Source organism: Cupriavidus sp. GW823-FHT07B10 (assembly GCF_058794355.1).
The window spans coordinates 327,767-342,256 of record NZ_JBXAGS010000004.1 but is presented as its reverse complement, the minus strand read 5'-3'; the positions used below and the strand labels follow the sequence as shown (position 1 = coordinate 342,256).

The following is a 14,490-nucleotide window of genomic DNA, read 5'->3' as shown; positions in this document are numbered from 1 at the left end:
GCGCGGATTGCTGACTGATTGCGCGCCCCCTCTCCCGCAAGCGGGAGAGGGGAGCAAACCAGCGGGAGGCAGGACCCTTCAGCAATTCAAGCCGTCACGCAAGCCGGCAGCACCGCCTGCACCGCCGCCGCAAAGCGCTCGACAATCCTGTCGATATCCTGCGGCGTGCAAATAAACGGCGGTGCGAACAACACGTGGTCGCCATGCACGCCATCGACCGTGCCACCCATCGGATAGACCAGCAGGCCGTTCTGCACGGCGGCGGCTTTCAGGCGCGCATGCGTCTTCAGCGCCGGATCGAGCGTGGCCTTGCTGTCGCGGTCGGCCACGAACTCCACACCGACGAACAAGCCGCGTCCACGGATATCGCCCAGGTTGGGATGGTCACCCAGCACCTCGCGTAACCGTGCGCGCAGTTGCTCGCCGCGCGCCAGCACGTTGGCCAGCAAGTTGTCTTCGGCAATGGTCCGCTGCACCGCCAGCGCCGCGGCGCAGGCCGTGGCATGGCCGATATAGGTATGGCCATGCTGGAAGAAGCCGCTGCCGCCGACGATGGCGTCGTAGATCCTGCGCGTCGACAGCATCGCGCCGATCGGCTGGTAGCCCGCACCCAGGCCCTTGGCAATGGTGACGATATCGGGCACCACGCCATCCTCTTCGCACGCGAACAGGAAGCCGGTACGGCCCATGCCTGACATCACTTCATCCAGGATCAGCAGCACGCCGTACTTGTCGCACACGGCGCGGATGCGCTTCAGGTAGTCGCCCACCGGCGGCACCGCGCCGGCGGTGGCGCCCACCACGGTTTCGGCAACGAAGGCGGCCACCGTGTCGGGGCCAAGTTCCAGGATCTTGGCTTCCAGCTCGTCGGCCAGGCGCTGTGCGTATTGCGCGTCGGTCTCGCCGGCCTGCTGGTCGCGGTAGGCATAGCACGGCGACACGTGGTGCGCCGGCACCAGCAGCGGCAGGAAGGGCTCGCGCCGCCAGGCGTTGCCGCCGATGGCCAGCGCGCCCAGGGTGTTGCCATGGTAGCTCTGGCGGCGCGCGATGAAGTGGCGGCGGCTGGGCTGCCCTGCTTCGACGAAATACTGGCGCGCCAGCTTCAGCGCCGACTCCACCGCTTCGGAGCCGCCGGAGACAAAGTAGACATGGTCGAGTTCGCCCGGCGTGGCCTGCGCCAGCGTCTCGGCCAGCGTTTCCGATACCTCGGTGGTGAAGAACGACGTATGCGCGTAGGCGATGGTGTCGAGCTGCGACTTGATCGCCTCGATCACGCGCGGATGGCCGTGCCCCAGGCACGACACGGCGGCACCGCCGGAGGCGTCGAGATAGCGCCGGCCTTCGCTGTCGATCAGTTCGATGCCCTGCCCGGCAACGGCAACGGGCAGCTTCTGGCGCGGATTGCGATGGAATACGTGGGTCATGATGGTATGGTGGTGGTGCCGCGCGTCAGCGGCGCAGAGCGGAATCGGTGTCGGCGGGGTGGCGCTCCAGCACGCGGCCGGAAAACGCGGGCAGTGCGCTGCCTTCGCTGTCCGTCTGTGTGGACTGTTCCCAGACCCTGGCGCCGTTGACCCAGACGCCGTGGATGCCGGTGCTCAGTTGCAGCGGGTCTTCAAAGGTGGCACGGTCCTGCACCCGGTCCGCATCGAACAGCACCAGGTCGGCAAACGCGCCCGGCACGATCCGGCCGCGGTCCGCCAGCCCGTATTGCTGCGCGGCCAGGCCGGACATCTTGCGGATTGCGGTTTCCAGCGTCATCAGCTGGTCTTCGCGCACCATGCGCGCCAGGATGCGCGGGAAGGTGCCCCACTGGCGCGGATGCGGGCGCGGATCGAACGGCAGGCCGTCCGAGCCGAAGATGGTCAGCGGAAACTGCGCAATGCGCTCGACATCGCGCTCATCCATGATGAAGTAGATCGCCGCCGCGGGGCGCAGCTTTGCCAAGAGCGCGTCCTCGTCCAGGCCAAGCTCCTGCATCAGCTCGTGGAAGTCGCGGCCGCCCGCGGGCGGGTAGCCGGTGGACCAGGTGATCATGGTGCGCGTGGACTGGCGCACGCGGTCCAGCCGCAGCATGGTCGAGGTCGCGGGATAGGGATGGCAGTCCAGGCACAGCGGCTGCAAGCGCGCGGCGTCGGCCAGCAGGCCGAGGGTTTCGACCGAGCGGCCATGATTGCGCTTGCCCGCGACCTTGTGGTGGGAAAACACCACCTGGCAGTCAAGCGCGCGGCCAATGCGCAGCGCTTCTTCGATCGACGGCACGATGTCGTCGGTCTCGTCGCGCAGGTGGGTGGAATAGAGGCCGCCGTGGGTGCGGACCGGCTCGCACACGGCGATGATCTCGGTTTCGGTGGCGGCTGCCGCGGGCGGATAGAACGTGCCGGTCGAGACACCGAAGGCGCCCGCCTCCATTGCCAGCCTTACCTCGTCGCGCATCGCAGCGATTTCTTCTGCATTGGCGGCCCGGTTCAGCTCCGGCATCGCGCGCACGCGCAACGTCGAATGCCCGAGCAGCGGCACCACGTTGACGTTGGCCGGCGTCGCGCGCAATGCGTCGAGCCACTGCGCGAAGGTATCGAAGCGGAACAGCGCGGGCGGCCCCAGCAGGTCCAGCGGCTGCGGCGGCGCGCTGCTGACCAGCGGTGCCACGCTGATGCCGCAGTTGCCGGTGACCACGGTGGTGATGCCCTGCGACACCTTGGGCGTCATGTCCCGATGCACCAGCAGGTAGCCGTCGTCGTGCGTGTGGGCATCGATAAAGCCCGGTGCCAGCACGCGGCCGGCTGCGTCCACGGTATGGTCCGCGGTCATGTCAGCGCAGTCGCCTACGGCGACGATGCGGTCGCCCGCGACTGCCACATCGGCCGCGCGGCGGGCTGCGCCCGTGCCGTCCACGACCGTGGCGTTGCGGAAGATCAGGTCGGCGCGCCGGTGCGCGGCTGGTTGCGATGCCATCGTCAATCCTTGTCTCGTTGGCGGGCCTTACTGCGGCGTGATGCCGGCCTGCCTGACCACGGCCGCCCATTTGTCGGTTTCACGCGCGGCATAGCCGGCCAGCGCCTGCGGCGTGCCGCCGACCGTCTCGGCGCCCAGTGCGGCGAACTTGTCCTTGATGGCCGGATCCGCCAGCGCGCGGTTGAAGGCGCCGTTGAGCTTGCCCACCACCCCGGCGGGCGTGCCTTGCGGCGCGACCAGGCCGCCCCAGGCCACCCCTTCGAAACCCGGCACGCCAGACTCCGCGATGGTGGGCAGCGCCGGCAGCAGCGGCGAGCGCGCCAGGCTGGTCACCGCCAGCGGCTTGAGCTTGCCAGCCTTGATCAGCGGCAGGATGGTCGGCATGTTGTCGATCAGCACATTGACCTGGCCGCCCATCACATCGGTGGCGGCCTGCGGGCTGCCCTTGTAGCCGACGTGCGTCCAGGCCAGCCCCGCCTTGTCCGCGAGCAGCTGGCCAGTCAGGTGGCCGGACGTGCCCTGGCCCGGCGAGGCATAGGTGACCTTGTCCGGGTTGGCCTTGACGTAGGCCACCAGCTCGGCAAAGGTCTTCACCGGCATCTCCGGCCTGACCGCGATCACATTCGGCACCTTGAACAGCAGCACCACCGGCACGAAGGCATCGGGCCGGTACGGCAGCTTGCGGAAGGTGCTCTTGTTGATCGACAGCGTCACGTTGTTGGCATAGCCGAGCGTGTAGCCGTCAGGCGCGGCGCGTTCCAGTTCGGAGATGCCGATCACGCCCGAGGCGCCGGGCTTGTTGTCGATCACGAACGACTGGCCCAGCGACTTGCCGACTTCGGCGCCCAATGCGCGCATCAGCACGTCGGGACTGCCGCCGGCGGCTGACGGCACCACCAGGCGGATCGGGCGCGACGGATAGCTGTCCGCCATTGCCGGGCCAGCCAGGCCCACGGCGCCCAGCCACAACAGGGTGGCCATGAACCGTCGCTTTTGCTGCTGCCTTTGATCTTGCATCTCGATATCCCGTTCAGTACCTGGGTTGGACCCGGCTACGCGTTTGCAGTATAGGGGCATGACCCGAACCAATGCAACATTTGTTTCTTAAATGCTCATCATGAAACAATAACGATGCGACGCCGGCACGAATGCCTTTGCCGCAACGGCCCGAACTCCATGAAACAGTCGTTACAGCCATCGGGGCGTCGCGCTGCGGCACAGCCCCTGCGCCTCAAGGAAGCGCGCCGCCGCCAGTGCCTGGCTCTCGAGCCCGGGCGCGGCCACGATCTGGATGCCTGCGGGCAAGCCCTCGCCCGCGCACGGCGCGGCTACAACGGGCAGGCCCGCCAGCGACAACGGGCGCGTCAGGTGCCCGGCATCGGCACGTGGGCAATAGATGCGGCCGGTGCCGTTGACGGTGTCGGCACCGATCGGCGTGGCCGCATAGGGCGTCGAAGGGGCCAGCAGCAGGTCGACGTCATCGAACAGCGCCAGCAGCCGCTGCCGCCACGCTGACTGGTACTGGCGCGCGATGTCATACCAGCCGCGCGGCATCGCCAGCCCGGCCAGGATGCGCTGGCGCACGAAGGCGCTGTAGCCGCCATGGCGCTCGGAGAAGCCCATGGCCTGGTGGTTGCGCCCGACTTCGTAGGCGGAGATCACCGAGGCGGCATCGCGCGAACTGTCGGCGTCGGGCAGGTCAATGGTGCGCACCGCGCCAAAGGCCGAGGCCACACGCAGCACCGCCGCCTGCACCGCGGGCTCGGCAAAATCGGAGAAGCCGCGGCCGAGCACGCCGACGCGCAGCGTCGCGGCACCACGGCCTTGCGGATCAGCAGGCGCGTCCACGCCGAGCATTGCCGCATAGGCCAGCGCGAGGTCACAGGCGCTGCCGGCCATCGGGCCGACCGTATCCAGGCTCTGCGCATACGGCACGCATCCGGCCAGGGACAACCGCCCCGTGGTCGGGCGCAGCCCCCAGATGCCGCAGAACGCGGCCGGGGCGCGGATCGACCCATTGGTATCCGAACCCAGCCCGAACGGCACCACCCCGGCAGCCACCAGCGCCGCGGTGCCGGCCGACGAGCCGCCGGTGATGCGCGACGGATCGAGCGGATTGCGCACCGGACCGCCGATCACGTTCTCGCCGGTGGCGCCGCACGCGTATTCGTCCATCGCCGCCAGCGCAACGGGCACCGCGCCCGCGGCGACCAGCGCCTCGACCGTATCGGCATGGCGCAGTGCCGGCGGCTCCTGCGCGCGTGGCGCGGCGCCGGCCAGCGTGGCGTGGCCGCGCACGTCCAGCAGGCTCTTCACCACGAACGGCACGCCCGCCAGCGGCGGCAGCGGCCGGCCCTGCGCGCGCAGCCGGTCCAGCGCGGCGGCCTGCGCCAGTGCGCTGTCCGCCAGCAGCGCCGAGCAGGCATTGAGCGGCGCGGCGGCTTCGGCGCGCTGCAGGGCGTCTTGCACCAGGTCGAGGGCAAGCCGCTCGCCGCTGCGTACTTGCGCGGCCATGGCGGCGGCGGTCGGCGTGTCAGCAACCATGCTGCCCCTCCGCTTGCGCCAGCGCCTGGCGCAGGCCCGCCACCATGGCCGCCATGCCGGCCAGCAGCGCGGCGGCCTGCTCGCAATCCTGAGGTGCCACCGGCACCTGCAGGCCCGCGGCGGCTTGTGCCACCAGGCCGGCGGGATCGTCATCGCTTGCTTGTGCCATGGTTGCTTGCGCCATCCCTCAGCTCCGCGATTGCATCAGCTGGCGTGGAATCGCCAGGATCAGCACCGCCGCGGCCAGCATCAGCCCGGCCAGCGCCAGCACGCCCAGCGAGATGCTGCCGGTGCTCTGCTTGATGCCGCCCATCAGCACCGGGCCGATCAGGCCGGCCAGGCTGGCCGCGCTGTTGATCATGGCAATGCCGCCAGCCGCGGCGGTGCCGGCCAGCACGCGGCCCGGCAGGCCCCAGAACATCGACAGCGTGGCCATCAGGCCGGAAATGCCGATAGTCAGGAACACCATCGCCATCACCGTGTTGTGCGGGAACAGCGTGCTCGCCCACATGCCGACGGCGGCCACCAGCAGCGGCAGCGCGGAGTGCAGGCGGCGCTCGCCGGTGCGCTCGGCGTGCGCGGCGTTGACGTTCATCGCCACGCACGCGACCGCATACGGGATCGCCGTCAGCATGGCGATCTCAAGCGGCGACGACATCCCGGTCGACTGGATGATGGTGGGCAGCCAGAACACCAGGCCGTAGTTGCCGATATTGAACAGCAGGCAGATCGCCATCAGCATCCACAGGACCGGCGACTTGAGCGCGGCGATGAAGCGGGTGTTCTTCTTCGCGTTCTCGGTGGTCAGCGTGTGGGTGATGGCGCCCGCCTCGGCCGGCGTGAGCCATGGCGCGGCCTCCGGCGACTCGGGCAGCATGCGCAACAGCAGCAGGCCCAGCACGATGGCCGGCAGCGCCTCGATCAGGAACATCCACTGCCAGCCTTGCAGCCCGTGCAGGTCATGCGTGGCTGACATCAGCGCGCCGGAGATCGGGCCGCCCAGCACCATGCCCAGCGGCATCGCCAGGAACAGGATCGACATGATGCGCGACTGCCGGTCGGCCGGGTACCACTTGTTCAGGTACATCACCGCGGCCGGGAAGAAGCCGGCCTCGGTCACGCCCAGCAGGAAGCGCGCCGCGTAGAACTCCATCGGCGTGGTCACGAACATGGTCGCGGCGGATACCAGCCCCCACAGGATCATGATGGCCGCCATGCTGCGGCGCATGCCGAGGCGGTAGATCAGCAGGCTGCTGGGCACCTGGCACAGCATGTAGCCCCAGAAGAAGATGCCCGCGCCCAGGCCATAGACCACGTCGCTCAGCCCCAGCGCCTGCTGCATCTGCAACTTGGCGAAGCCCACGTTGACCCGGTCCAGGTAGCTGAAGAAGTAGCACAGCACGATAAACGGCACGATGCGGCGCGTGACCTTGGCGAACGCGGCGGCGGCGGCGTCCGGCAACACCGCGGCGTGGCCCGGGGACTGCGGGATGGCTGGCTTGGCCAGGGACATGATGGATCTCCTCCTTGTACGGGCGCGCGGTATCCGGCGCCATGGAGATGCCATCATAGCGGAATATGAAACAAACGTTCCACTAACGTTTACACTGAAACAAACGGTTTTATGCCTTCACGTGACGCGGAAGACCCGCCCAATGAAAAAGGGCGGCAATGCATGCCGCCCTGTGGCGCTGTCAGGCTGGTGCGCGCGGCTTGTCCGCCGCACGCTTGCGCGGGGCCTTGCCGCCGCCTCTTGCCGGCGGCGCTGCCGGCCCGGTGACATCCTGCGAGGCGCCGACCATGGTCAGGGCGTTGCCGTGCTCGTCCAGCGTGACCTCGCCTTCCTCATGGATGTCGCGATGGCTGCCGTCGGGCAGCTGGATGCGGTAGTCGACACTGTACGGCGCCTTGTCGACGATGGCCGCGCGGATGGCCGCCTGCACGCGCGCGCGGTCCTCCTCGACGATCGACGCCAGGTAGCGCTCCATGGTCACCTTGAACGCCTGCGGGGCCCAGCCGAAGATGCGGTAGGCCTCGTCGGTCCAGGCGCAGTCGTCGGTCTGGATATTCCAGTACCAGCCGCCCAGGTGGGCAATCTCCTGCGCCTTGGCCAGCAGCGCCTCGTTCTGGCGCAGCGCAGCCTCGGCGCGGCGCCGCTCGGTGATGTCCAGGCTGACGCCGATCATCTTGACCGGGCGCTGGTCGAAGTCGCGCACCAGCGTGGCCCGCGACGAGATCCAGCGCGTGGTGTCCCCGTGCACGACGCGGAACTCCCACTCGTGCATCTCCTGCGCGCCCAGCGTGCGCGCCAGCACCTCGCGCAGGCGCGCGACATCGGCCGGATGCACGCAGGCCCAGAAGTCGTCCATGTTGCGGATGTGGCGGCCGAACAGCGTGACGTCGTTGGACGAGTAGGTCAGGCCATCGGTCAGCACGTTCCATTCCCAGGTGACGATGCCCGAGACCTCCTGCGCGAACTTCATGCGCGCCTCGCTCTCCATGATCTCCGCCAGGTGCTTCTGGCGCAGTTCCTTGATGTGTGGGTCAGAGGCGGTGCTGGCCTCCAGGTCGGCGATGGCCTGCTCGCCGTAGCGCAGCCACAGCCAGTTGACGCCCAGGAAGCGCGCCAGCGCGAGCAGCCGCTCGTATTCGATCTCGCCGCCGCGGGTCCACTTGTGCACCGCCGACGGCGATACCGACAGCGCCTCTGCCACCTGCTTGAGCATGATCCTTTTGCCTTCCAGCACCCCCTTCAGGCGCGTGGCAAAAGTGCCTTCCGTCATGGGCATCCCCTCCACTTTTTTTCAACCGATGGTGAATTGAGTAACTCGAACCTTACACCATCACCGCAAATCGCGCGAATTGATAGCTATGGACCATCAAGCGAGCAGATTTCATCGGTTTTTTGAATTGCAATACCCCTGCGCTCCTCACTAGACTCCACTTCACATCACCAACAGTAATTTAATTAACTGCTAGTGAATCGATAAGGCAACGAGACCAACAAGGAGACAACCCATGCAAGAGACCACCGCCCCCGCCTGCGGCACCACCCCGCCGCTGGCCTATACGCTGCCGGCCCACTACTACACCTCGCAGGAAGTCTTCGAGCAGGAGAAGAAGACCATCTTCGCGCGCAGCTGGGTGTGTGTGATGCACAAGAGCCAGGTGGCCGAGAACAACCAGTACGCCACAGTGAAAGTGGCCGGCGAGAACGCGTTCGTGGTGCGCGGCCGCGACGGCGTGTTGCGCGCGTTCTACAACGTCTGCCCGCACCGCGCCCATGAGCTGTTTGCGGATGGCGCGGGCAAGGCCAAGAATGTGATCACCTGCCCGTATCACGCCTGGTCGTTCGGCCTGGACGGCAAGCTGATCCACGTGCGCAACGCCGAGAACGTGCCGGGCTTCTGCAAGGACAACGCCGGCCTGACGCCGGTGCGCGTGGAAGAATTCTGCGGCCTGGTCTTCGTCAACCTGGACATGGACGCGAAACCGCTGGCCGAGCTGGCAGGCGGCCTCAACGACGAGATCCGCGCGCGCTGCCCGGATGTCGACAAGCTGGTGCCCGCGCACAAGCTCACCTACGAGATGAAGGCCAACTGGAAGGTGGTGGTCGACAACTACCTGGAATGCCTGCACTGCCAGACCGCGCACCCGGCGCTGGTCGAGTCGATCAGGATGGAGACCTACAAGCACGAAGTGCGCGGCCTCTACACCAGCCAGGTCGGCCAGACGCGCTCGGGCAGCGACGCCTTCACCTATGACAGCGACGCCCCCAACACCGACTTCGCCGCCTACTGGCTGTGGCCCAACGTGACGCTGAACGTGCTGCCGGGCGATGGCAACTACGGCGTGTTCTACATGTTCCCGGTGGATGCCGACACCACCATCCAGCACTTCGAGTTCTACTTCCGCGACAGCACGCCCACGGCCGAGCAGGAGCAACTGATCGAGTACTACAAGAACGTGCTCAAGCCCGAAGACCTGAGCATCGTCGAATCGGTGCAGCGCGGCCTGAAGTCGCGCGGCTACCGCAACGGGCAGGGCCCGCTACTGGTCACCGACGACAAGACCTCCGCCATCGGCGAGCACGGCGTGCAGCACTTCCAGCAGATGGTGCTCGACGCCCTGGCCGCCTGAAACGAACCACCGAACCGGAACCGCAGCAATGATCCTGACCCAGCTCTATATCGACGGCCAGTGGCAGTCGCCCATCGACCAAGGCACGCGCGCCATCCTGAGCCCGGCCGACGAGTCCGTGATCGCCCAGGCAGCCGAAGCCACCCGCGCCGACGCGCGCCTGGCCATCGCCGCTGCGCGCAAGGCCTTCGACGGCCCGTGGCGCCAGACGACGATCCGTGACCGCGCCAGGCTGCTGAACAAGATCGCCGAACTGATTGACCGCGATGCCGAGAAGCTCGCCCGACTGGAGTCGCTCAACACCGGCAAGACGCTGACCGAGAGCCGCACCGACATGGGCGATATCGCCGCCACCTTCCGCTACTTTGCGGGGCTGGTCGCATCCGAGTCGGGCGCCGTCAACGAAGCCCCGCACCATGTGATCAGCCGCACCCTGCGCGAGCCGGTTGGCGTGTGCGGCCTGATCACGCCGTGGAACTACCCGCTGCTGCAGGCCGCGTGGAAGATCGCGCCCGCGCTGGGCGCCGGCAATACCGTGGTGATCAAACCCAGCAACCTGACGCCACTGACCACGCACCACTTCACGCAACTGGTGGCCGAGCTGGACCTGCCGCCGGGCGTGTTCAACCTGGTGACCGGCGGCGCCGAAGTCGGTGCCGAGCTGGCCGAGAGCCTGGACGTGGACCTGGTGTCTTTCACCGGCGGCGCCTATGCCGGCGAAAGCATCATGAAGGCCGCCACCGGCAACTTCAAGCGCATCGGCCTGGAGCTGGGCGGCAAGAACCCGAACATCGTGTTTGCCGATGCCGACCTGGACGCAGCGGTCGACTACGCGCTCAATGCCGCGTTCTTCCACGCCGGGCAGGTCTGCTCCGCCGGCTCGCGCCTGATGATCGAGGACGGCATCTATGATGCATTCATCAGCCGGCTGGCCGAGCGCCTGCCGCGCATCGTGATCGGCAACGGCTTCCACGGCGAGACCCAGATGGGCCCGGTGCAGTCGGCGCAACAGCACGAGAAGATCCTGGGCATGGTGCAGGCCGGCATTGCCGAGGGTGCACGGCTGGTCCACGGCGGCAAGCGGCCGGCTGGCGACGTCTTCAAGACGGGCTACTGGCTGGAACCGACGCTGCTGGCCGACGTGACGGCAGACATGAAAATTGCGAAGGAGGAAATTTTCGGGCCGGTGATCACGGCCGAGCGCTTCCGCTCCGAGGAAGAGGTGCTGCGTGCCGCCAACGACACCCCGTACGGCCTGGCCGGCGCGGTCTGGACCCGCGACCTGGACAAGGCCAACCGGATGTCGCGCGGGCTGCGCTTCGGCACGGTGTGGGTCAACGACTACCACCCGTACTTCCCGGAAGCGCCGTGGGGCGGCTACAAGGCGAGCGGCATCGGCCGCGAGCTGGCCCGCATCGGCCTGGACGAGTACACCGAACTCAAGCACAGCTATATCAACCTGGCCCCCAAGGCGATGGGCTGGTTCGGCGCCTGAGCGCAGCTGACTTCGCAATCGCGCGCGCGGCAGGCCCGCCCCCGGGCCGCCACGCACGGCGTCAAGCAAACAAGGAGATTGCACCATGCAGGCAATCCATGAGTACGACTACATCATCGTCGGCGCAGGCTCGGCCGGCTGCGTGCTGGCCGCGCGGCTGACCGAGGATGCCGATGTCTCGGTGCTGCTGCTGGAAGCGGGCGGCCCCGACTGGCGCCTGGACTGGCGCACCCAGATGCCGGCCGCGCTGGCGTATCCGCTGCAGGGCACCACCTATAACTGGGCCTACGTGACCGAGCCCGAGCCGCATATGAACAACCGGCGCATGACGCAGGGCCGCGGCAAGGGGCTGGGCGGTTCGTCGCTGATCAACGGCATGGTCTATATCCGCGGCAACGCGATGGACTACGACGGCTGGGCCGAAAACCGTTCGCTGGAGAACTGGAGCTACGCCGACTGCCTGCCCTATTTCCGCAAGGCCGAGACCTATGACAAGGGCGCCAACGACTACCACGGCGGCAACGGCCCGCTGCACGTGACCACGCCCAAGGCCGATATCAGCCCGCTGTTCCGCGCCTTTATCAAGGCCGGCGAGCAGGCCGGCTATGGCCAGACCGATGACCTGAACGGCTACAAGCAGGAAGGCTTCGGCCCGATGGACCGCACCACCACCGCGCGCGGGCGCCGCTGTAGCACCTCGCTGGCCTATCTGGACCAGGCCAAGGACCGGCCCAACCTGACCGTGCATACGCGCGCGCTGGCGGACCGCATCCTGTTCTCCGGCCAGCGCGCCATCGGCGTCTCGTACATCCAGGGCGACCATGTGCGCGAAGCGCGTGCGCGCCGGGAAGTGATCGTCAGCAACGGCGCGATCGCCTCGCCGCAACTGCTGCTGCGCTCGGGCGTGGGCAATGCGGACGAGCTGCGCGCATTTGGCATCGAGTCGGTGGCAGACCTGAAGGGCGTCGGCGAGAACCTGCAGGACCACCTCGAGATGTACCTGCAGTACGAATGCACCAAGCCCGTATCGCTGTACCCGGCGCTGAAGTGGTGGAACAAGCCCGCGATTGGCGTCGAATGGTACCTGCGCGGCACCGGCACCGCGGCCTCCAACCACTTCGAGGCGGGCGGCTTTATCCGCAGCAGCGATGACTTTGCCTGGCCCAACCTGCAGTACCACTTCATCCCGCTGGCGATGAACTACGACGGCAGCAACCCGGTGCAGTCGCATGGCTTCCAGTGCCACGTGGGCTCGATGCGCTCGCCCAGCACCGGCTTTGTCAAGCTGGCCAGCCGCGACCCGCGCGTGAAGCCGCGCCTGCTGTTCAACTACATGGCGCACGACGTCGACTGGCGCGAGTTCCGCGCCGCGGTGCGCCTGACGCGCGAGATCATCGGCCAGCAGGCGATGGACCAGTTCCGCGGCCGCGAGATCAAGCCCGGCATGATGATCCAGAGCGATGCCGAGATCGACGCCTTCGTGCGCGAGCATGCCGAGACCGCGCTGCACCCGTCCTGCACCTGCAAGATGGGCGACGCTTCCGACCCGATGGCGGTGGTCGACAACCAGGGCCGCGTGCACGGGCTGTCTGGCCTGCGCGTGGTCGATGCCTCGATCATGCCGAAGATCATCACCGGCAACCTGAACGCGCCCACCATCATGATGGCCGAGAAGCTGGCCGACGTGATCCGCGGCCGCGCACCGCTGCAACGCTCGACGGCGCCTTACTACAAGGCCGCCACCGCGCGCGGCGGGGCGCAGGCAGACGCGGTGCGGCATCCGCCAGCCACTGCGCGAATGCCGATGCCGATGCCCGCCTGACCAGGCGGCGCGGCGCGCGGGCTTCCCGCCAGAACCCCTGACCGACGCATGTGCTGCCGGGACTTCGGTCCCCGGCGGGCAGCGTGCGTCCGGTCGGCGCGCCGCGCACCCACACCACAAAGCCGGCTACCCAGAACAAACCCAGACCGGCTGCAAGGAGGAGACTTCCATGCTGCGCAAATGCTTTGATTCAAGACGGGCCCTGCAAGGCGCCCTGCCCCTGCTGCTGTGCCAGGCGCTGAGCGCGCAGGCGCAGACCAGTGCCGAGGCCGAAACCAGGCTGGCCGTGGCGCCGGTGCCGCAGGTCACGGCGACCGTGCCGCCGGCCGAGGCCGCATCGCCAGCGCCGCTGAGCGCCAACCTGACCCTGACATCGCAATACGTATCGCGCGGCTTCCGCCAGACCTGGGGCAGGCCTGCGGTGCAGGGCGGCATCGACTACGCCCACCCGAGCGGCTTTTCCGCGGGCACGTGGATGTCGAGCATCAGCGACAAGTTCATCGAGGGCGGCACCGTCGAATGGGATCTGTATGCCGGCTACACCGGCACCATTGGCGACTTCACCTATGCCGGGCAGGTCTACTACTACCTGTACCCGGGCGCGAAACTGCAGTACGCGCAGACCAAGTACAACTACGGCGAAGCCGTCGCGTCGCTGACGTACAAGTGGTTCAACGTCAAGTACTGGCTGACCTATACGCCCGACTACTTCGGCTACAACAGCGCCTCGCTGCTCGCCGGCAATGACCTGCACAGCCGCGGCTCCGGCTACCTGGATATCAACGGCACCTTCGACCTGGGCCACGGCGTCACGCTGCTGCTGCACTACGGCCAGGAGCGCGTGCGCAACTTTGCCGCCTACAACTTCCGCGACGTGCGCGTGGCGCTGTCCAAGGCCTTCGAGGGCAGCTGGACCGTGACCGGCGCCTATACCCGCGGCTGGGGGCGTACCGACGTCTACGACAAGTACACCACCGGGGCGCTGGATTCGTCCGGCAACCCGTCCGTTTCCAACCCGCTGAAAAGCACGTTCCTGGTCTCGGTGACCAAGACGTTCTGACGGCAATCTTCAACCGCTGTTTTACCGCTTCCTACCACCATGGCCTCCCTGGGTCTTACCGACGCGACCGGACTTGTCGGCGTTGCCGCCTACGTTGCCGCGCATTTTGCCGTGCAGGTCCTGCACAAATCCCCGACCGGCAGGCTGGCCGTCGTCCTCAACGTGATCGGGCCGAGCTGCATCCTGATCTCGCTGACCGGCGCCTTCAACCTGGCGTCGTTCCTGACCCAGTGCTTCTGGCTGGGGCTGACGCTGCTGGGCTGGTGGCGCAACCGGCGGGCGGGGCATGCGGTGGTGGAAACGCTGGGCGGACCGCGCCCGGGACAGCCCGTGCAGCAGTAACGAAGAGACGGCCAGGACGCTTGGCAACGACGATACAAATCTTCCGTTGCCTTGGCTCCCAGCCGTTTCTATACTCACCCCGAAACACTATTGGTAATCTAATTAACCTACAGTGAATCGACAAGAAACCCG

Annotated in this window: 12 protein-coding genes; 5 read left to right on the top strand and 7 right to left on the bottom strand. The window is 67.4% G+C overall.

From position 1 onward, the window contains the following. Nucleotides 1-86 precede the first annotated feature (86 nt). The 7 genes from AC1Q6V_RS11725 to AC1Q6V_RS11695 form a co-directional block, all read right to left on the bottom strand. Nucleotides 87-1,424 carry an aspartate aminotransferase family protein gene (locus AC1Q6V_RS11725; protein WP_454749939.1) on the bottom strand — a complete coding sequence of 446 codons (1,338 nt, stop codon included), beginning with the start codon at nucleotides 1,422-1,424 and terminating at the stop codon, nucleotides 87-89. Between the two features lie 25 nt (nucleotides 1,425-1,449). After that, nucleotides 1,450-2,955, bottom strand: coding sequence for an N-acyl-D-amino-acid deacylase family protein (locus AC1Q6V_RS11720; protein WP_454749938.1), 1,506 nt, complete (start codon nucleotides 2,953-2,955; stop codon nucleotides 1,450-1,452). Between the two features lie 27 nt (nucleotides 2,956-2,982). Then, nucleotides 2,983-3,936, bottom strand: a complete 954-nt coding sequence (locus tag AC1Q6V_RS11715) for a Bug family tripartite tricarboxylate transporter substrate binding protein (protein WP_010811012.1) — start codon at nucleotides 3,934-3,936, stop codon at nucleotides 2,983-2,985. A gap of 207 nt (nucleotides 3,937-4,143) precedes the next feature. Further along, the gene (locus AC1Q6V_RS11710; protein ID WP_454749937.1) at nucleotides 4,144-5,499 is read right to left on the bottom strand and encodes an amidase family protein; all 1,356 of its coding nucleotides are present in this window, start codon (nucleotides 5,497-5,499) and stop codon (nucleotides 4,144-4,146) included. Continuing rightward, nucleotides 5,489-5,668 carry a hypothetical protein gene (locus tag AC1Q6V_RS11705; protein ID WP_454749936.1) on the bottom strand — a complete coding sequence of 60 codons (180 nt, stop codon included), beginning with the start codon at nucleotides 5,666-5,668 and terminating at the stop codon, nucleotides 5,489-5,491. Before AC1Q6V_RS11705 ends, AC1Q6V_RS11710 begins: the two co-directional genes overlap by 11 nt. A gap of 18 nt (nucleotides 5,669-5,686) precedes the next feature. Beyond that, a complete protein-coding gene (locus tag AC1Q6V_RS11700; RefSeq protein WP_011617665.1) occupies nucleotides 5,687-7,012 on the bottom strand; it encodes an MFS transporter in 1,326 nt (441 codons plus the stop codon). A 181-nt stretch (nucleotides 7,013-7,193) separates the two neighbouring features. After that, a complete protein-coding gene (locus AC1Q6V_RS11695) occupies nucleotides 7,194-8,282 on the bottom strand; it encodes a helix-turn-helix domain-containing protein (protein ID WP_454749935.1) in 1,089 nt (362 codons plus the stop codon). Nucleotides 8,283-8,517: 235 nt separating this feature from the next. Between AC1Q6V_RS11695 and AC1Q6V_RS11690 the strand changes: the two genes are divergently transcribed. The 5 genes from AC1Q6V_RS11690 (at nucleotide 8,518) to AC1Q6V_RS11670 (ending at nucleotide 14,358) form a co-directional block, all read left to right on the top strand. Next, entirely contained in the window at nucleotides 8,518-9,639 is a 1,122-nt protein-coding gene (locus tag AC1Q6V_RS11690) for an aromatic ring-hydroxylating oxygenase subunit alpha (protein WP_454749934.1), read from the top strand. Nucleotides 9,640-9,667: 28 nt separating this feature from the next. Continuing rightward, nucleotides 9,668-11,134, top strand: a complete 1,467-nt coding sequence (locus AC1Q6V_RS11685) for an aldehyde dehydrogenase family protein (RefSeq protein WP_010811006.1) — start codon at nucleotides 9,668-9,670, stop codon at nucleotides 11,132-11,134. 85 nt (nucleotides 11,135-11,219) lie between these two features. After that, complete coding sequence (gene betA, locus AC1Q6V_RS11680) at nucleotides 11,220-12,956, top strand: choline dehydrogenase (protein WP_454749933.1); 1,737 nt, start codon at nucleotides 11,220-11,222, stop codon at nucleotides 12,954-12,956. A gap of 169 nt (nucleotides 12,957-13,125) precedes the next feature. Beyond that, on the top strand, nucleotides 13,126-14,016 hold the full coding sequence (locus AC1Q6V_RS11675; RefSeq protein WP_058696601.1) for a TorF family putative porin: 891 nt from the start codon (nucleotides 13,126-13,128) through the stop codon (nucleotides 14,014-14,016). A gap of 39 nt (nucleotides 14,017-14,055) precedes the next feature. Further along, nucleotides 14,056-14,358: a CBU_0592 family membrane protein gene (locus AC1Q6V_RS11670; RefSeq protein ID WP_010811003.1), complete on the top strand. Its 303-nt coding sequence runs from the start codon at nucleotides 14,056-14,058 to the stop codon at nucleotides 14,356-14,358. Nucleotides 14,359-14,490 lie beyond the last annotated feature (132 nt).

Coding starts and splice junctions, on each gene's coding strand:
- AC1Q6V_RS11705 (WP_454749936.1), bottom strand. CDS start 5,668: ATGGCACAAGCAAGCGATGACGATCCCGCCGGCCTGGTGGCACAAGCC.
- AC1Q6V_RS11690 (WP_454749934.1), top strand. CDS start 8,518: ATGCAAGAGACCACCGCCCCCGCCTGCGGCACCACCCCGCCGCTGGCC.
- AC1Q6V_RS11715 (WP_010811012.1), bottom strand. CDS start 3,936: ATGGCCACCCTGTTGTGGCTGGGCGCCGTGGGCCTGGCTGGCCCGGCA.
- AC1Q6V_RS11700 (WP_011617665.1), bottom strand. CDS start 7,012: ATGTCCCTGGCCAAGCCAGCCATCCCGCAGTCCCCGGGCCACGCCGCG.
- AC1Q6V_RS11675 (WP_058696601.1), top strand. CDS start 13,126: ATGCTGCGCAAATGCTTTGATTCAAGACGGGCCCTGCAAGGCGCCCTG.
- AC1Q6V_RS11710 (WP_454749937.1), bottom strand. CDS start 5,499: ATGGTTGCTGACACGCCGACCGCCGCCGCCATGGCCGCGCAAGTACGC.
- AC1Q6V_RS11695 (WP_454749935.1), bottom strand. CDS start 8,282: ATGACGGAAGGCACTTTTGCCACGCGCCTGAAGGGGGTGCTGGAAGGC.
- betA (WP_454749933.1), top strand. CDS start 11,220: ATGCAGGCAATCCATGAGTACGACTACATCATCGTCGGCGCAGGCTCG.
- AC1Q6V_RS11725 (WP_454749939.1), bottom strand. CDS start 1,424: ATGACCCACGTATTCCATCGCAATCCGCGCCAGAAGCTGCCCGTTGCC.
- AC1Q6V_RS11685 (WP_010811006.1), top strand. CDS start 9,668: ATGATCCTGACCCAGCTCTATATCGACGGCCAGTGGCAGTCGCCCATC.
- AC1Q6V_RS11670 (WP_010811003.1), top strand. CDS start 14,056: ATGGCCTCCCTGGGTCTTACCGACGCGACCGGACTTGTCGGCGTTGCC.
- AC1Q6V_RS11720 (WP_454749938.1), bottom strand. CDS start 2,955: ATGGCATCGCAACCAGCCGCGCACCGGCGCGCCGACCTGATCTTCCGC.